13 protein-coding genes are annotated in these 18,193 nt (G+C 48.5%); 3 read left to right on the plus strand and 10 right to left on the minus strand.

All coding sequences use genetic code 11. The features are described 5' to 3' along the window. Positions 1-3: 3 nt before the first annotated feature. Together E0496_RS34140 and E0496_RS34145 are read right to left on the minus strand one after the other, a co-directional pair. The gene (locus E0496_RS34140) at positions 4-1,308 is read right to left on the minus strand and encodes an ABC transporter substrate-binding protein (RefSeq protein ID WP_141506364.1); all 1,305 of its coding nucleotides are present in this window, start codon (positions 1,306-1,308) and stop codon (positions 4-6) included. Positions 1,309-1,326: 18 nt separating this feature from the next. Further along, positions 1,327-2,460 carry an LLM class flavin-dependent oxidoreductase gene (locus tag E0496_RS34145; protein WP_141506365.1) on the minus strand — a complete coding sequence of 378 codons (1,134 nt, stop codon included), beginning with the start codon at positions 2,458-2,460 and terminating at the stop codon, positions 1,327-1,329. A gap of 243 nt (positions 2,461-2,703) precedes the next feature. Here E0496_RS34145 and E0496_RS34150 point away from each other — a divergent pair, with 243 nt between their 5' ends. Next, positions 2,704-3,606 carry a helix-turn-helix transcriptional regulator gene (locus tag E0496_RS34150; protein ID WP_241675086.1) on the plus strand — a complete coding sequence of 301 codons (903 nt, stop codon included), beginning with the start codon at positions 2,704-2,706 and terminating at the stop codon, positions 3,604-3,606. Between the two features lie 20 nt (positions 3,607-3,626). Here the strand turns inward: E0496_RS34150 and E0496_RS34155 are convergent, their stop codons facing one another. The 8 genes from E0496_RS34155 to E0496_RS34190 all read right to left on the minus strand — a co-directional run bounded on the left by E0496_RS34155 (position 3,627) and on the right by E0496_RS34190 (position 13,156). Further along, the gene (locus tag E0496_RS34155) at positions 3,627-4,733 is read right to left on the minus strand and encodes a GerAB/ArcD/ProY family transporter (protein WP_141506366.1); all 1,107 of its coding nucleotides are present in this window, start codon (positions 4,731-4,733) and stop codon (positions 3,627-3,629) included. 22 nt (positions 4,734-4,755) lie between these two features. Beyond that, positions 4,756-4,980 carry a hypothetical protein gene (locus E0496_RS34160; RefSeq protein WP_141506367.1) on the minus strand — a complete coding sequence of 75 codons (225 nt, stop codon included), beginning with the start codon at positions 4,978-4,980 and terminating at the stop codon, positions 4,756-4,758. Positions 4,981-4,985: 5 nt separating this feature from the next. Continuing rightward, positions 4,986-6,194: a Ger(x)C family spore germination protein gene (locus E0496_RS34165; protein ID WP_241675087.1), complete on the minus strand. Its 1,209-nt coding sequence runs from the start codon at positions 6,192-6,194 to the stop codon at positions 4,986-4,988. 26 nt (positions 6,195-6,220) lie between these two features. After that, positions 6,221-7,729, minus strand: a complete 1,509-nt coding sequence (locus E0496_RS34170; RefSeq protein ID WP_141506368.1) for a spore germination protein — start codon at positions 7,727-7,729, stop codon at positions 6,221-6,223. Between the two features lie 153 nt (positions 7,730-7,882). Continuing rightward, positions 7,883-9,553, minus strand: coding sequence for an alpha-amylase family glycosyl hydrolase (locus E0496_RS34175; protein ID WP_141506369.1), 1,671 nt, complete (start codon positions 9,551-9,553; stop codon positions 7,883-7,885). Between the two features lie 4 nt (positions 9,554-9,557). Next, positions 9,558-10,397, minus strand: coding sequence for a sugar ABC transporter permease (locus E0496_RS34180; protein WP_141506421.1), 840 nt, complete (start codon positions 10,395-10,397; stop codon positions 9,558-9,560). A gap of 2 nt (positions 10,398-10,399) precedes the next feature. After that, a complete protein-coding gene (locus E0496_RS34185; RefSeq protein ID WP_141506370.1) occupies positions 10,400-11,713 on the minus strand; it encodes a carbohydrate ABC transporter permease in 1,314 nt (437 codons plus the stop codon). Positions 11,714-11,839: 126 nt separating this feature from the next. Next, positions 11,840-13,156, minus strand: coding sequence for a sugar ABC transporter substrate-binding protein (locus E0496_RS34190; protein WP_141506371.1), 1,317 nt, complete (start codon positions 13,154-13,156; stop codon positions 11,840-11,842). Between the two features lie 495 nt (positions 13,157-13,651). Between E0496_RS34190 and E0496_RS34195 the strand changes: the two genes are divergently transcribed. Beyond that, positions 13,652-14,680 (plus strand): LacI family DNA-binding transcriptional regulator, encoded by a 1,029-nt coding sequence (locus E0496_RS34195; protein WP_141506372.1) that lies wholly within the window; start codon positions 13,652-13,654, stop codon positions 14,678-14,680. A 4-nt stretch (positions 14,681-14,684) separates the two neighbouring features. Continuing rightward, positions 14,685-16,673: a glycoside hydrolase family 15 protein gene (locus E0496_RS34200; protein ID WP_141506373.1), complete on the plus strand. Its 1,989-nt coding sequence runs from the start codon at positions 14,685-14,687 to the stop codon at positions 16,671-16,673. The last annotated feature ends 1,520 nt before the right edge of the window (positions 16,674-18,193 follow it).

The raw sequence follows: 18,193 nt of genomic DNA on the forward strand, positions 1-18,193 counted from the left end.
TGGTTATTTTCCTATCTGCTGGTCCACGATCGCCTGCGCGTCTGCCGCAGCCTTAGCCGGCTCCGTTCCGCCTAACACAGCTTGAATCGAGCTTGTTACCGCTTTTTGAACCTCAGCATTTTTGATGGTGAAGCGTGGTTGGAAACGCGTTTTCTTCGATGTCCATTCCGCAACCGCCTTAAGCTCTTCACTGGTATACTCCACGTCTTTTACCGTTACGTTCTGCCCCGTTCCATTAGCATATTCCGCGGCGATATCTGGACGGCTTAGAAACACGATAAATTTCTTCGCTTCCTCCGGATGCTTCGATTTACTGTTCACGGCAAGCATGAAGGTCGTCGTATGAATGCCTTCGAATACCGCCTGATCTGCGGGTACCGTAATCGGTGCAAGCAGCCCTTGCTGCAGCTCCGGATTGTTTTTCTTATTGCCTACCAGCTGATATGAGCCCGTAGCCAGGATTGCCGCTTTCTCCTGCACGAACAAAGCGCCTGCCGCATCGCCCTTCGTACCAAGCGCATCCTTCTGGAAATAGCCCTTGTCATTCAGCTCCTTGAACTGCGAAAGCGTCTTAACCCACCATTCATCGGTAAGCTTGGCTTCGCCCGCTTCGAGCTTCACAAAGATGTCTTCATCCGGGGCATTGTTCATGACCATCGGGTTCATAAATTGGCCTGGCCCGATATCCGCGCCCGGGAATGCGATCGGCACAATGCCTTCCTGCTTGAGCTTCTCTGCCGCTGCAAGGAAGCCGTCCCAGTCCTTCGGCACTTCGATCCCATATTTTTCAAACAGCTTTACATTATAAATGGGAATGTTGTATACGAGCTGATAAGGAACCGCCAGCTGCTTTCCATCCTTTTGTCCGGATTCAATTAAGGATGGGGTGAAATTCGTAAGGAAAGGAGCATCGCTCAAATCCGTGAACAACCCGGCTTTCGCAATCGCTTCGAACTGAGCGCCCGGGAACGATGCGAATACATCCCCTACGGAACCGTCAAGCAGCTTGGCCTGCGCCGTAGACTGATATTGGTCGGAAGGGAACACTTGCGTATCTACCTTGATGCCGCTGTTCTCCGCTTCAAACTTCTTAATGATTCCATCCAGCACCGCTGCATCCTCGCCGCGCCAATGAATGAAGCTGATCGTCACCGGCTTGCCGCCGGGGCTGCCTTCTGACGCTTCATTAGCAGGCTTGCTCCCATTCGTGTTTGTGCTTGAATTACTTGACCCGCAGGCCGAGAGAACAACGCTCAAGATCATCGTCAGCGCGAGGAGCGCTAATTGCGGTTTGCGTATCCGTTTCATTCCCATTCCCCCAAGTGATTATATAGTGATTCCTTTGGCGGCCAGCTTCTGCTTTACGAGAGGCATCAGCAGCTCACCCGATATTTTGGCTTCTTCCAGATGCGGATAACCCGACAATATAAAGGAGCTTATTCCCGCATCGATAAATTCAATGAACCGGTCGGATACTTGCTCAGGCGTCCCTACAAAGGTTACAGCCCCACCGCCTCGAATGGCGGATAAGCCCGACCAAAGATTGGGACCGATCACATAATCCTGATCCTTCGACTGGCTGAATAGATCCATCTGGCGTTTCTGGTTCGTCGCATCCGTCTTCGTATGCAGCTTTTCCTTTGCCTTTAGCTGCTCAGGGTCCGCCTTGCTAAGGATGTTCCATGCGGCCGCCCAAGCCTCTTCCTCCGTTTCCCGAACGACAACCTGCGCTCGAATGCCGAAGCGCAGCTCTCTTTCCACACCTTTTTCCTGTTTCAGTTCAGCCAAATACGTCTTCATCTCGGCTATTTGCCCTTCAATCCAGTCCAGCGGCTCCGTCCACATGAGATAAACATCTGCCGTCTCTGCAGCCACGCGCTTACCTGCGACAGAGCTGCCTCCGAAGTAAAGCGGAGGGTGCGGCTGCTGAACCGGCGCCGGCTTGCTCACACCGCCCTCGACCTCATAATGCTTGCCCGCGAAGTTAAAGCCCGCTCCCCCGTCCTCCGGTTGCTCCCATACTCCCTTCACAACATCCAGAAACTCTTTCGTCCGCTCGTACCGTTCATCATGGCTGCCGTGCAGCGGGTCCCCGGTTGCTTTGAGATCCGCTGGATAATGTCCAGTCACCACGTTGATAAGCGCGCGTCCGCCTGACATCTGGTCCAGCGTGGACGCCATGCGTGCAGCCAGTACCGGTGAAATAAGACCTGGCCTCATCGCAATCAGCGGCTTCAGCTTCTTCGTTGCCGAAGCGACCCAAGAGCCCACGATCCAGCCATCCCAGCAATCTCCGCCTGCCGGAATGAGCGCGAATTCATAACCCGCTTCCTCCGCTGCCTGCGCAACCTCGACAAAATACTGCTGCGACGGTTCCCTCTCCGGCTTTACGCCTATATAGCGGCCATCTCCGTTTGTCGGAATAAACCACCCAAATTCCACTTTTGCCTGTTTGCCCATCTCAGCTGTCCCCTTTACGCTTCGTTGTCGTGAAGTAAAGATTGCTATGTTAGAAAAAATACAACAACAAACGCATACGATGCGATCATCGCCATATCTCCAGTTGTCCGGTAGATAACCAACAAACTTTATCGGATTAATTTGTTATTTGAATAATAGCAAGCATCCGCCTTTATCGTCAATGTCAATTCGTAGCTTGAATAATTTATCATTTTGTGGTGTTATGATAAAGGAATCAATTGAATGGTTAGAATCTTTCCTATCTTTCAATGGAAAAAAGAGGTGATCCATCTGTTTGAAAATATGAAAGAGGACTATCACGAGCTGCTGGAAATCCACTATTTTACACCGTCAGCTTTCGAGAAATCCGGGGCTGCTTGGCCGATCAGGCTAGGCGCAAATATCGCCAAAGCGAATTACCACATCGGGCCGCGAATTACGCCTTACTATTATTTGATTATGGTGTTGGAGGGCGAGGGGACCTTTATTCAAGGCGGCCATACGTATACACTTCGCAAAAAGGATCTATTTTGCCTATTTCCACAAGTCACGCATGAGTATTACACAACCGGGGACAAGCTGCTGCGCAAAGCGTTTTTTGCCTTTGACGGGAAGCTTGCGCTTCAACTGCTGGAGCGTATTGGACTAGGACCCTACCATCCCCATCTTGAGGGAGGACTGACAGATGAAGCCTTTGCGCACATGGAAAGCTTCTTTTATCTGGTCATGGACAAGGATCGGCAGCATACCGATTTGGCGAGGCTTGCGCTATTCCATCAAATATTCGATGCTTTATCCGTTAACCAAACTAGAGATAAACATCTCTCCGAAACAGGCAGTTGGCTTAGGAAAGCAAAAGATTACCTTGAAATTCATTATGCCGATGGCATCACCATCGAAAGCGTAGCGGATTACGTAGGGATTGACCGCACACATTTCTCCAAACAGTTCAGCAAAACCTACGGCTTATCGCCTATGAAATACGTGCAGAAGCTGCGCATGAATGAAGCCATTCTGCTTTTGAAGCAAACGGATTATAAGCTTGCGGAGATTGCCCAATCGGTCGGTTACCCTGATCTCTTCTCCTTCTCGAAAGCATTCAAGAAACAAATCGGAATCTCGCCTGCACTGTATCGAAAGGAATAACTCTGTTGAAACCCGCTTTATTACGAATTAAGCAGTTTCCCACTCATCAAGCCTTTGAGAAAATGAATGACATAAACAAATCCAAGCAGAAAAATGACGTTGCTCATCTCCCACAACGCCCAGGCCGGACCCAGACTATTGAAAAAAACAACATTGGTCGAGATCACATAGGAATAGCCAAATATGAGTAGAAACAAAGGCAGTATTAGCACCTTGTAGTCCCGGAGGCCAAACAATTGCGCCACACCGCTGCAGAACGCATACATCGTAATGACACATTTGAAATAGGTCGACAGCAAATAATTGATAACCAGAATCGCCTCAAGCCGCTGGAGAAAATTGCCGATGCTAATTTTTTTGGCCATCGTATAGGTAGAATAAAGCTGATGCTGAGTCATATAAGGGCCCAAGACCAAAATTGATAAAGTAACAACGATAATAATGACCGCACCCCCCATCAGCACAGGAACCATATACTGCTTTAGGGACAAGCGCTCTTCCTCCAATAACGGAAAAAGCATGAGAAACACAGTCATCTGGCAGTAAGGAAACGCCACCACAAAAAGTCCACCTCTAATAATGTCCGCAGCACTATGGCTGGCAATAGGCAATATTTTGCTTGGCTCCGACTCCGGGATTAGCAGCAGGATCAGAATCGTGAATAGAAGCATGAACATCATAAAAAACACCTGTCCCGTCCGGGCAATAACCGTCAATCCCGTTCGTACAGAAATGAGAATTACCGCCGCGAATAGAAATAGCACGACGCGCAGCGGCGTTTCCGTCATCATCTGCGTTGTCATAAAATCACCGATAACCCTGATCTGAGCGCTTCCGTTGCTCAACAAATGAATAAGGAACAGCAAGGAAAAAATCCCGCCAGCAAATTTGCCTAATACATGGCGGTGAATGCCTATAATCGTCATCCCCGGAAATCGGGAACCAAACCAGTAAATAAAAGAAGACACACCGATGCCAAGCCCTACCCCAAGCAAGGCAGCCATCCACGCATCTTGATCCGCTGCGCTTGCCGTATACGAGGGCAGATACCACATTAAATCACCGACAATAAAAAAGATCAGAAGCACCTTCATCTGTCTTACGCTAACCCGTTGTTCGGCCTGCATCGTGCAAAACCTCTCCTTTCTCTTACGGGGCAAATCCTTTCAGCAGCGGCTTGAAAATGATGTTTAACAATGCCATTGGACTTGGCAAGTCAAACAACAGAATTGTACATGAGCTGAGGTAAACACCCACCATTAATATGACTAGGTACAGCATAGCGTCCTTTATAAAGCCTTTCTTAAACAGCGGGATTAACTCCCATACGAAAGCCGTCACTGTTAGGAAAGCAATTAACAAAATTGCGGACATCACCACTACTCCTTTATATAATTAAGAAAGGAATCTCTTGTCGTTCCGATCTTATGAATTTGCACATCCACCTCATACTTAACCTCAAGCTGCTCAAATTGCTCGTCCCATTTGTCCTTCCTCTGCTCCCAAGCCCGAGGATGCGCTTGAAAGAGCTGATGGCCGAAGCCGAATATATCAAAGCCGTACGTCTCTTTTACGTGCTTAATAGCAGAGCTCATCAATTCAACAAATCTTTCCTCTGCCTCTTTCTCCAGTCTCTTAATCGTTTCGGGTTTAGTCAGATCAATTCTGCACTCTACATCCGAGACCGAGCTGACATTTTTGAGCTTAACCGTAATAACCGGCTTGCCTCCTTGGATGTCAGCCTTTATATGCGTATTGCTGCGAATTGTCTCCAGCGTAATTAAACCACCTTTTGGGCATTTCAAATGACCGGCGGAGCTTTTCACATTATTCATAATGTAGTTATAACCTCTACTTTGATCTTCATTTAACCAGCCCACCAGCTTATCCTTGTGAAACACGGCTAAACCAACAAATCGGGTTCGAGCCGCCGGATCAATCTCCTGAATATTGGTCAGTTCCTCCCCCCGCTCTGCATTGCCAACGACTTTCACGCCAGTAAGCACCGGGCTTAGTCCTTCCATGACAAGCTGTTCAATCAGCTTTTCAATCGACACCGTTGTAGTCGGAGCCCATGTTTTGGCTGATGTATCCAATGCGTAAAACAAATTTTCTGCTGGGATTTTCTCCAGTGACGTAATTGTCTTCAGCACCTGCATAGCCGTAGTATTGCGGGCTACCATTAAATAAAAATCGGTACGCGCTTCCGGGTTCCGCGAGAACATATCGAGTACCTCGCCAATGCCTTCCTTGGCAAGCGACTCCCCCAGCACAAGCACCCGAATATGTGCAGAGTAGATTTTCCTAGAGCTCGTTTCAGTCAGCTTACGGAATGCTTCAAATACGGTAGGTGCGGTTGCATGGTATAACGTGACCGGCGAAATGCCGCTGCTGCTCGTTCGAACGGAAACCTCCCCCGGAATAACTACCTGCACGGCGACCCGGTACTGATTGCCGATCTTGTCTATCGAGGTTCCTAGCTGAATCGCCAGATCATCGAGCTCCCGGCGGTTCCAACAGCCGGTTAACAGCAGCGAGGCGAGCCCAAGAGCAAGGCATACGTACAAGCTTTTTCTCAGAAAGGCCATTGTTCATCACCTCGCGGCATTTCAAATTATTTAGTCGGATCAGGCGCCTTTTTCTGACGAACTAGATTGCGCAAGCCCGTCCCAAGCGGCCTCGTCCTCATATTTTTCCATGAGAAACGAAATAGCGTATCCTTCTGGTCTTCCCATACGAATGGGGCGAGCGACTGCATGTAGGGCACGCCAAACGATTTCAGCGTATTCAGGTGGAGAACAAGCAGGATAACGCCCATCAAAATGCCGAACAGGCCAAAGGAAGCGGCAAGCCCCATCAATCCGAAACGTATCATCCGGACAGAAATAGAAATGTTCACGGCCGGGATGACGAAGCTGGAGATCGCCGTGATCGACACGATAATGACCATAACGGCCGATACGATCCCTGCATCGACGGCCGCTTGGCCAATAACAAGCGTACCGACAATCGAGACGGCTTGTCCTACTGTTTTTGGCATCCGCACGCCTGCCTCGCGCAAAATTTCGAAGGTGACCTCCATTAACAAAGCCTCTACGAAAGCAGGAAAAGGCACGCCTTCCCGTTGCGCTGCTAGATTGATCAGCAAGCCCGTTGGCAGCATCTCCTGATGAAAGGTAGTAATCGCAATATAGACCGACGGTGCCAGCATCGTAATCAGAAAACTGACATAACGAAGCAATCGGAGCAGCGTGCTTACGTCTGCTCTCTGATAGTAGTCTTCTGCCGATTGGAAAAATTGAACGAACAGAGCCGGGACAAGAAGGGCAAACGGAGTTCCATCTACCAGAATTGCGACCTTTCCTTCCAGCAGTCCTGCAGCAATCGTATCCGGCCGTTCCGTGTTATATACCGTTGGAAAGGGCGAGTACGAGCTTTCCTGAATAAACTCCTCAATGTAGCCGCTCTCCAAAATGCCGTCGATATTAATTTTGTCCAACCTGCGGAACACCTCGTCAACCAGGCTTTTCTCCGCAATTTCATTCAAGTACATGACCGCTACGTTCGTTTGTGTCACGCTTCCGATGCATCTTCCTACTAGCCAAAGCTGCGGATCCTTGATTTTCCGGCGAATCAGTGCGGTATTGGTCCGAATATTTTCAGTGAATGCCTCCATCGGCCCCCTCACGACTCCCTGTGAGGTTGGTTCGCTGACATTTCGATCCTTCCAGCCCTCCGCGGCGATCGCTAAACATTCCTCGCAATCCTCCAGCAAGAGAATAGCCACACCCGATAGCAGATTCAGAAACAACTTATCATAGTGATTGATGACGGTAACTTCACCCGCAGCGAGCACCGTTTCCTTAATATAATGAAGGGTATCGCTGCCAGACATGGCCGAATCCTGCACTGCTGCCTGATTCTCCGACATTAGAAAATCTAGAATCGAATGATGAATAATCGTAGAATCCGTTAAGCCGTCTATATAAACAAGCATTCCGTGCCAGCCTTGCAGGCCTGTCATGCTTTTGACGATTAAATCCTCGCTGTTGCCCAGTCTTTGCTTAATTTCATCCACATTTTCTTCCAAGTGTTTCGATAACAGCTTGCCTGATAAACTCATGTCTACCCTCCGCGTGATGACATAATTATGTATTTTGTCCAAAAGCTTCGGATGTATGCCTTTAAGCTTTCCTACCCGCCTCATACAGCGCAAAAAGAGGTAGAGGAAATCCACGCAGGCTGCGCGTTTTCCTCTACCTCTTAGATCTGATCCTTATTTCATGATTATCGTGCTATAGGGAGGAAGCGTGATTTGGCTTCCATCCCACTTGGCGTCATCGCTTGTCATATAAGCAAGTTGCTGAAATTCACCAAATAACGTGGACAGCTGCAAGTCTGCCGTTTGCTCCTTGCCTGATAAGTTATGCATCACCAGCACACGCTCGCTAGCAGTCGCTCTAATATAGACGCTCAGCTTGGAGTTCGCAGGCTGCAGCTTGAATTCGGCTATTCCCCCATCACGTAAAGCAGGTTCTTCGTTGCGCCAACCTATCAGCTTCCGGTAATGGTTCAGCAGCGATGCTTCATCTGGCAATTGAGCCTCCACGGAAACTTGATCAGCCCCCGTATTGTAGCGTGCCTTCTCCCATACCGTTTGGCCCTTGCCGCCTGCTGAGCTGTACCAAAGCATCGGTTCCCGAATATACTCATCCGGCTTTGCCCCTTTCATGCCCAGCTCCTCACCGTAATAAAGGTACGGTGTGCCCGGAAGGGTGAGCAGCATAGCAGCCGCCATCTTGGCATGATCGATATTGCCATTCAACGCAGTCATAACCCGGTTCTGGTCATGATTGCTTAGAAATGGAGCATCCACGAAATTTCCGCCCGATGATTTCTCGTAGACGCCGTAGGCGCGCCCAAGGGAAAAGGCCAGGTCTGCATCCTGCTCTGATCCTGCCGCGCTGATTAAGCGCCCGGCAAGGTCAAAGTGGAACGCGGAGTCCAGCGCTCGGTCAAAATAAGGCGCAATAACGGTCAGCGAATCCCATACCTCGCCAATGAGATATGCATCAGGCTTAATATGGGTCATTCCCTCACGAAATTCCTGCCACCATGCTTTGTTTTTCGCTTGGATTTCTGGCGTAGTCGCCGTGGAAGCAAAATCGCCATAAATATGCTTGGCCGCATCCAAACGAAATCCGTCCAACCCTTGTTCCAGCCAGTACTGTCCGATCTTGATCATTTCCTCGCGTACCTTCGGCTCATTAAAGTTCAGATCCGGCATACCTTCCCAGAAAACACCTAAGTATTTGAGGCTGCCATAACGATGCCAAGGATCGCCGCCTACCGCTCCGTCCGCTCTAATCTGCTCTTCTGCCTTCGCGAACGTGTACCAGCTGCGGTAAGGACTGTCCTCCTCCGCAAGCGCCTCCTTAAACCAAGGGTGCTCCTTGCTCGTATGGTTTACCACAAGATCCATAATGACTTTAATCCCACGATTATGGGCTTCCTCCAGCAAGCGCTTTAGATCGCCTAAAGTGCCGTACTCCGGATTAATGGCATAATAATCAGTTGTATCATAACCATGATAGCTTGGCGAAGCATTAATCGGCATAAGCCAAATTCCGCTGATTCCGAGCTCCTTAAGATAATCCAGTTTTGCCGTCACGCCGTTCAAATCGCCGATGCCATCGCCATCTGAATCATAGAAGGAACGAACAAAAATTTCATAGTATACAGCGCCTGGCTGCTCATCTACTTTGTATGAGGCTGCTTCCTTCTCCCCGCCAGCACTATTCTCAGGGGCATTGGGCGGAGAGCCAGCCAAATTATTCGCCGTATGCACACGATTTTCATTCTTTTCCGCTGAACATGCGACGAGTGACACAAGCAGAAGCAAGCCTAGCCATATAACTCCTGCATGAAACCATCGTTTGCTCTTCATCTGCTTACCCTTTCGATGCGCCAGACATCAGGCCTTGCACAAGGAAGCGCTGTAAGAAGACGAACAACAGTGTAATTGGAATCGCAATCAGTACCGCACCTGCGGCAAACAGCGTAAAGTTACTGTTCTGGTACGAATTGACGAGATCCCACATCCCGACGGCTAGCGTCCAGTTATCCTTGCTGCGCAGCACCAATCTCGCAAATATAAAGTCAACCCATGAGCCCGCGAACGTTGTGAGTGCCACATAAGTCAGCATCGGACGCGACAGCGGAAGCATGATCTTCACAAAAACCTGCAGATGAGATGCGCCATCTATCCGCGCCGCTTCATCCAGGCTGCGCGGAATCGTATCGTAGAAGCCTTTCACAACAAACCCGCCCAGCACTGCGCCAGCCGAATATACGATAATTAGTGCCGCATGCGTATCAAGCAAATTAAGCTGAAGCAAGAAAATAAAGATCGCAATCATGCTCATGAAGCCGGGAAACATGCCAAGTACAAGCATGATAGTCAACGTCATCTTACGACCGCGAAACCTGAAACGCGATAACGCATACATGCTGAGCGTAACCATTATTGTAGAGAAGATCATCGTTAGCGTTGCAATCTTGAGCGTATTCAAGTACCAAACTCCGTAACGGAAGCTGGGATTCGTGAACAGTTCCTTGTAATGCACAAGCGTAAAGGATTCTGGAATCAAGCTCGAGCTGAACAGCGACGTGCCCGGACGAAGCGACGACAGCAGCACCCAAAGCGCAGGATAGATCGCACAGATAGCAATCGCAATCAACAGGAGATAGCTTAACGTCAAACGGACAAGATTTGCGGTTTTGCGTCCCATTTTCATTGGATCATATCCTCCTCTTTGAATGACCGCGTACGGCGATAGTTGTAAATCGAGAATGTAGCGACAATGATAAAGATAATAATCCCGATGGCCGAGGCCATGTTGAATTGACTGTTGTTCAGTGTCAGTTTATACAGCCACGTAACGAGCAGGTCGGTGCTGCCGGCGAACTGATAATCGCCCTTGACCGGATCCCCGTTCGTAAGCAGGAAAATAACGTTGAAGTTGTTGATGTTGCCCGCAAATTGCGTAATCAGAATCGGCGCGGTGGAGAACAGCACGAACGGAATCGTGATGATGCGGAATTTCTGAATGCCTGTCGCTCCATCCACGTCAGCTGCTTCATACAAGTCTTTCGGGATAGCCGTCAATACGCCGAGAATAAGGACCATCGACACGGGAATGCCCACCCACATGTTAACGATAATGACCGTCACTTTTGCCCAAAAGGGATCTGTCAGCCATGGCAGCTTGCCCATGCCGAAATAACCTAAGTATTGATTGATTGGACCAAATTGCCCGTTGAACAGATTACGCATAACGAGCAAGGAGATTAATTGCGGAATGGCATACGGAATGATGAACAATGTGCGCCAAAGCTTCTTGAAGCGAATCCCCTTCTGCTCAATCAGCAGCGCAACGAGCAAGCCGCCGAAATAGGTCGTTACAGTAGCGATAATCGCCCAGATAATCGTCCATGTAAACACGCCTACAAAGGTATGGCTCCATGTTTTCAAAGTAAGAAGCTTGGCAAAGGTTTGAAATCCTACCCAATCCACCAGCTTTGCAGGCGGAATATGATCAGGCGACGCATAGTTGGTGAAAGCAAGCATGACCATAAAGATAATCGGCATGATGGTTAGAAACAATACGCCAAGTGCCGGAAGCGTCAGCATCAAATGCGGGAAATTACGATCCATCACATAAGAGAGCGTCATTCGGAAGCTTCCAGGCAGGGCCCCTTCATCTCTTTGCTTGCCGTTCCGATAAGCATCGCGAATATTCATAATGTAGATGATGACAAAAAGAATAAATAAGAACAACGTAATCAAACCGCTAATCAATAGGAAAATCGAATGATCTCCCTCTACGCGCACACTAATTTTCCCAATCTTCTCAAGACCTTGCGTCTTCTCGCCAAGCGTAACGATTCCCCAAATTGCTCTTCCCAGATTCGGAACAAAATACATAAGCGCTGCCGCTTCCACGGCGAGCATGATCAAGCCCTTGATAAACTGGCGGTTATACAATTGGCCAAGACCCATTACGAGTAACGACAATATAGCCGCGGTGCTGCGATGACGCTTCATCCCGCCAAGCTCCCTTCCTATCATCTAAAATTGCGATTATACCGCCGTTCTATTTCTTTGCGGCGTTTATAAGACATTGGTTCACCCGCCGAATAGCGTTCGGCGGGCGATACCAGATGTCGTCTATTATTTTGCCGCAGTGCCGTTATTGGCATCTTTAATTTGTTGAACCGCGTTATCAAGCGCTGCTTTTGCATCTTTGCCGGAGTTCCATACATCGGAGAACGCTGCTGCGATCGGGCTCCATACGTTACCCATTTCCGGAATTGACGGCATAGGCGTGGATTGGTTGAACTGCGCAACGAAACCTTTTACGATGTCATTTCCTTGAACGGCCGGGTCGTTCGTTGCTTCTGTGTTCGCCGGAATAGCGCCAGTCAATTCGAAATCCTTCAATTGAGCGGCCTTCGTGGAGGCAAAGTTCGCGAACAAGCGAGCCGCATTCGGGTATTTCGAGAATTGGTTGACATACCATGCTTTTACTCCCGAGAAGGAAGAAGCCGATTGGCCGTTAATGCTTGGAATCGGAGCTACGCCAAAATCAATGCCAGCGCTTTTGTAGTCTGCAATGGTCCAAGGGCCGTTGATGTCCATGGCCAATGTTCCTGCTGTGAACATGCCTTTTTTGATGTCGTACGTAATGTCGCCGGAGTTAAGCGGCAGGATGCTGTCTTTCAAGGAACCATAATATTTCAAACCGCTAACCGCGCCGTCAGTGTTCAGGCCGATATCGTCTTTGTTTTGTCCATTTTCACCATACACATAACCACCCGTGGAGATGAATGGATAGTTGAAGTAGAAGTTGCCTACTTCCCACATCAAAGCGAACTTGTTGTTTGGCACATCGTTGTACGTTTTTGCGAATGCAACGATTTCATCAAATGTTTTTGGTGCTTCTGGAATAAGAGCCTTGTTATAGAACAAAGCGTAGGTTTCGATCGAACGCGGGTAGCCGTAAAGCGTACCGCCATAGGAAACAGCGTTTACAGCGATTTCAGAGTTAACCGATTTGGCCTGCTCTTCATAGAAATCATTTGGCAGCACAAGGCCAGCCGTTACTGCTCTGCCGAGGTTGTCATGCGGGAAAACTACGACGTCGGCACCAAGGCCTGCAGGGCCGTCTGTGGTCAGCTTCGTTACTTGATCTGCCGCGCCAACCTCTTCAAATTTCACTTCAATGCCGTATTTCTCGGTGAATTCTTTTGAAATCGCTTCAACGAATGGACGTTCCTCTTTACTTTCCCATACCAGCAAGGATGCGCCTTCCTCAGGCAGAATCTCTTCATCGTCTCCTGCGCCTTCATTCGTGCCCCCTGCCGTATTGTTTGCCGGAGCGTTCGTGGCATTAGCCGCGTTTTCTGTTTTTCCTTCATTCTTTGTTCCGCCGCAAGCGGATACGATAAACAAGGCAACGATTAATGACATTACAAACCACTTCTTCATGCTAGGTGATCCCCCTCCATAATGTGTTCCTGCCTTTTTGTGAATCAAAACCTTTCAAGACGGTGGATGAAGCACATTTTCATAAAAAACGTCAGTTTGCAAACGATAGAAGCAGCGTGCCGGTTTGCGTATACTCATAAGCCTTCCGCAAAACCGAAGTTGTGCAAACGTTTGTACAAATGGCGTTAGAAAATGCTATGCAATCGGATATTCTGCCGTATTGCATGGCTACATAATGCCCATCCCGTCTTGAAAGCGTTCTATTCGTGGATTCATCATACAACAGAGAATGGATTTTGTTAAAACGTTTGCACAGTTCAATATTTAGAACAAATAGCATGTATTCTTTAATTATCGTGAAATACCTCCTTCTTTTTCAGTTTTTCAACATTTGTGGAACGCTTTCTTAAGATATATATTTACTTTTAGACGGCAGTTGCATTAGGATGAAGCATATAATGCACACATGATTGCACGATGGGGGCTCAATTAAAAATGGTGACCATTAAAGACATTGCAAAAGCTGCAGGAGTATCGCCTTCGACGGTTTCGAGGGTCGTATCCAATCACCCCCGCATCAGTAAGGTAACGACGCAAAAGGTTAAACGGATCATGGAAGAAATGGGCTACCATCCGAATGCGATGGCGAAGAGCCTTGTCTCCAAGACGACTCAAACGCTTGCGATTATGCTGCCTCGTCCCGCTGAAGAGCTATTTCAGGATTTCTTCTTCGGCGAGCTGCTGCGCGGCATCCTTACGCAATCGACGCGGGCAGGCTACGACATGCTGCTAACCGCTGCCACTTCGCCCAGCGATGAGACGGAAACGGTTTCGAGACTCGTGTTCGGACGTCGGGTAGATGGCGTCATTTTGTTATCCTCCCGGGTTAACGACCCTTTAATCGAACTGTTGAACAAACACAAGTTTCCAACTGTATTAATTGGCCGCACGGAAGATCACCCTCATATCTTGTCCGTTGATAATGACAATGAGCTCGCCGCCTATGATGCAACGCAGCATCTGATTCTCCAAGGCCACGAGAGGATCGGCTTCGTAAGCGGGCCGCCTTCCTTAACCGTTGCCCATGATCGCATGAAAGGATACCGCCGTGCGATGAAGGAAGCTGGCTTAACCGTCAGATCCGAATGGATTGTTGAAGGAGAGTTTCTTCAGCAAAGCGGCTACCGTGCCATGTCCTTTATGATGAGCTTGCCAGAGCGGCCAAGCGGCCTTGTTGTTATTGATGACGTCGTCGGATTCGGTGTTCTGCGGGGCTTAACGGAGCTTGGCTTTAAGGTGCCTAACGACCTCAGCATCGTAAGCTTCAACAACATTGCTCTGTCTGAACTGGCCACCCCCCCCATTAGCTCTATAGATATAGGAACGTACCAGCTTGGGTATACTGCATCTCAAATGCTCATCCGCTACATTCAGGAAGAGAGCGTGCACCAAAACCGAATGATTATTCCGCATAGGCTGATCGTTCGTGAATCTTCCATACAGACCGTATCCAAAAGGAGTTGACCGCGTGTCCACAAAGAAACCATTTTTAGTAGACGCTATTATTGGCAATTCAAAGTTCCTCGCCTCACTCGGCCGCACAGGCAAGCTGTATCGCCTGTGGTGGCCAAATATCGATTTGCCGCAGCATGTAGATGCGATACGTACCGGTATCCAGCAGAAGGATGGTCCGGTTTCTTGGTTTGATGAAGCCTTAGACGGCTGGGAACATGAAGCGAATTACGTGGAAAAAACGAATATTTTCCGCGTTGGCGCCCGTTCCGAGCAGCAGCCCGTTCAAATTGAAAGCTTCCACTTTGCCGTTCCCGGACAGAATCTCATCGTTCGGGAATATACGTTCACCAATATCACTAATCAACCTGCTTCATTCTCATTTATTGTGCACTCTTCCTTTCTTGTAAGTGAAAATCACTTGTACAACACGACATTGTTCCATCCAGATGCCGATTCTTTGGTTCATTTCCGCCATAAGTATTATTTTGCGCTTTCCAGTGCAAACGTATGCACAAACTTTCAAGCAGGTCTTTCCTGGGATTTGGTCCAGGGTGGGGAATTGAACGGCACGGTCATCGATATGAAGCCGGATGGTGCGTTGAAATGGGAAATCGAGTCGCTCGACCCCGGCCAATCCATCACGATTCCCATATACATTGCCGCGGGGCATGATGAACAAAGCGCATTGCTGCAAATGGAAGCAGCCAAAGGAAAAGCCAGCAGTAAGTGGATGGCGGAAACAATCGCTTACTGGCATACGTTTTTGTCGGAGGCAGCCCCTTGCCCGATTGAGGATGCAGATGCTGAGATTGTGGAACTTTATGACCGTTCGCTGCTCATGTTCAAGCTCATGTCCGATGAGCAAACAGGAAGCATCATAGCCGCACCGGAATTTGACGAAAACTTCGCCCGCTGCGGCGGTTATTCGTATTGCTGGGGCCGGGATGCCGCATTCATTACAACCGCACTTGATAGAGCAGGCCTCGGAGCCCTCTCCGACAGCTTCTATGCTTGGACGCTTACCGCGCAATCGCCAGATGGTTCTTGGCAGCAGCGCCACTATCATGACGGCAGTCTTGCTCCGTCTTGGGGACTTCAAATTGACGAAGGCTCCTCGATTATATGGGGAATGTGGCAGCATTACTTGGAGAACCAAAATACTGGCTTCGCCGAGCAGGTATGGCCCGCAGTAGAGAAAGGCGCAAATTTCCTATTAGGTTTTTTGCAAAGCGACAATGGATTGCCTAGACCAAGCATCGATTTGTGGGAAGAGCGCGAAGCTTCGCATACCTATTCCTCTGCTGCTGTGTATGGCGGGTTGACGGCTGCCGCAAGCTTTGCCGAATTGGCAGGCAAACCTGATCTGGCAGCAGAATGGACGGCATCAGCGGAACGGATCGCTTCTGCTATTACAGAGCTATGCTGGAATGAAGAAGGCAGCAGCTTTTACCGCGGTTTGAATTTGACGGTGCCGCAAGGCAAATACGAGCAAGCGATCGCCACAGGAGCTGCCGGTCAGGTGGCCGAAGGCATTAAAGGCTACAAAAAGTATGTGCTCGAGCATGACAGTGTCATTGATATCAGCCTGTTAGGTATTGCAGTGCCATTCGGCGCGGTACCAGCCGATCATAACTACATGAAGCGTACGGCTGATACCATCGAAGCAGCGCTAACTGTACCTGGCGTAGGCGGCATCAAGCGTTACGAGGATGATAGCTATATTGGAGGAAATCCCTGGATTCTCACTACCCTATGGCTTGCCCATTATCGAATTCAAACGGGAAGCTTAGACGAAGCAAGAGAACTGCTGAAATGGGCAGTCGATCACCGTACCGAAACGGGCTTATTGCCTGAACAAGTAGACAAGAACACAGGCGAAACTGCCTGGGTTGTCCCGCTGACCTGGTCTCACGCCATGTTTGTTCTTACCCTGTTCATGCTGGCGGATGCGGAAACCAAACTTTCAAGTGTCACCGCAATCAGCAAAGTAAGCCTCGCCTAAAACAAACTGCATTACCACAATAAAACAGCTGAACAGATTCGCTTGATCTGTTCAGCTGTTTGTATTTTTTTGGATTACTGCCTGACGTAAGTTCAACCGTCCCCTCCGATTAGCATCCGAATCCTAACCTGCTGATTCTCATTTCTGTGCTGTTACCTCGCCGTACCGAACCGAACCATTCCAGTTCCAGTTCCAGTTCCAGTTCCAGTTCCAGTTCCAGTTCCAGTTCCAGATCCAATTTTAGATCCAGTTTTAGATCCTGTTAATTAGCTATCCTGCACGATCGCAGTAACTTGTTCTATTTAAGACTTCTCCCCGCTCCTATCCTGCACGTTTGCACTAACTTTGGCCTACGGTACGTAATATAGCCGAAATTGAAGCTCTATATTGTACTGCATGCAGGATAGGTCCCCCAAAGGAAGAAAAAACAGCTTCCTGCCTGCATAAATACAACATAGCAGCGCAACGCTTCCACTCCGCACCATAAACAACAACAACAACATCTTTTAACCAATTAAATATCTATCCTGCACGATCGCAGTAACTTCTTCGATTTAAGCCCTCTTCCGACACCTATCCTGCACGTTTGCATTAACTTCGGCCTTCAGTGCTCGATATATCCGAAATTGGAGCTCTATATTGTACTGCATACAGGATAGGTCCCCGCAAGGAAGAAAAAGTAGCCTCCACCCTGCTAAAATACAACATAGCAGCGCAGCGCATCCACTCCGCACCCTTACCACTAACCTCTTTTAACCAATTAAATAACTAAACTGCACGAGCGCAGTAACTTATTCTATTTATGCCTTCTTCCCACTCCTATCCTGCACGTTTGCATTAACTTCGGCCTTCAGTGCTCGATATATCCGAAATTAGAGCTCTATATTGTATAGCGTACAGGATAGGTCCCCGCAAAAAAGAAAAAGCAGCCTCCAGCCTGCATGAATACAACATAGCAGCATAACCCTTCCACTCCGCACCCTAACCGCGAACATCTTTCAACTAATTAAATAGCTATCCTGTACTATCGCAGTAACTTCTTCTATTTAAGTCTCCCTCCCACTCCTATCCTGCACGTACACACTAACTTTGGCCTCCGATACGTAATATAGCCGAAATTGGAGCTCTATATTGTACTGCATGCAGGATAGGTCCCCGCAAGGAAGAAAAAGCAGCCTCCAGCCTGCAAAAATACAACATAGCAGCGCTATGCTTCTATAAGCACTTCACACTAATGGTATCCGCTTCTTAAATGGGAGACCTCATAATCAACCACTTTCAAACTTATATCTCCACTGCCAAGCCTACAAATTAGCCGAAGCACAGCGAGCATACACCGCTACTATCTCCATTGGCCGCCAGCACGCTAACCCTTCATTTTCGCCAAACATGCGACATAGCCTGTTTCATTTATCCGATATACGGGTAATGATATTGACAAGCAACAGTTAATTTGTAATAATTATAAACAAGGAGTTAGTCTAAATCATTATTATTCGTTGCTTTCCCATTCACTTTGT

The organism is Paenibacillus luteus (genome assembly GCF_006542765.1).
Lineage (GTDB): Bacteria > Bacillota > Bacilli > Paenibacillales > Paenibacillaceae > Pristimantibacillus > Pristimantibacillus luteus.

What these genes read in the sequence shown, in the direction of transcription:
- E0496_RS34140 (WP_141506364.1), bottom strand. Translation starts at nt 1,308, where the DNA reads ATGAAACGGATACGCAAACCGCAATTAGCGCTCCTCGCGCTGACGATG.
- E0496_RS34145 (WP_141506365.1), bottom strand. Translation starts at nt 2,460, where the DNA reads ATGGGCAAACAGGCAAAAGTGGAATTTGGGTGGTTTATTCCGACAAAC.
- E0496_RS34150 (WP_241675086.1), top strand. Translation starts at nt 2,704, where the DNA reads ATGGTTAGAATCTTTCCTATCTTTCAATGGAAAAAAGAGGTGATCCAT.
- E0496_RS34155 (WP_141506366.1), bottom strand. Translation starts at nt 4,733, where the DNA reads ATGCAGGCCGAACAACGGGTTAGCGTAAGACAGATGAAGGTGCTTCTG.
- E0496_RS34160 (WP_141506367.1), bottom strand. Translation starts at nt 4,980, where the DNA reads ATGTCCGCAATTTTGTTAATTGCTTTCCTAACAGTGACGGCTTTCGTA.
- E0496_RS34165 (WP_241675087.1), bottom strand. Translation starts at nt 6,194, where the DNA reads ATGGCCTTTCTGAGAAAAAGCTTGTACGTATGCCTTGCTCTTGGGCTC.
- E0496_RS34170 (WP_141506368.1), bottom strand. Translation starts at nt 7,729, where the DNA reads ATGAGTTTATCAGGCAAGCTGTTATCGAAACACTTGGAAGAAAATGTG.
- E0496_RS34175 (WP_141506369.1), bottom strand. Translation starts at nt 9,553, where the DNA reads ATGAAGAGCAAACGATGGTTTCATGCAGGAGTTATATGGCTAGGCTTG.
- E0496_RS34180 (WP_141506421.1), bottom strand. Translation starts at nt 10,397, where the DNA reads ATGGGACGCAAAACCGCAAATCTTGTCCGTTTGACGTTAAGCTATCTC.
- E0496_RS34185 (WP_141506370.1), bottom strand. Translation starts at nt 11,713, where the DNA reads ATGAAGCGTCATCGCAGCACCGCGGCTATATTGTCGTTACTCGTAATG.
- E0496_RS34190 (WP_141506371.1), bottom strand. Translation starts at nt 13,156, where the DNA reads ATGAAGAAGTGGTTTGTAATGTCATTAATCGTTGCCTTGTTTATCGTA.
- E0496_RS34195 (WP_141506372.1), top strand. Translation starts at nt 13,652, where the DNA reads ATGGTGACCATTAAAGACATTGCAAAAGCTGCAGGAGTATCGCCTTCG.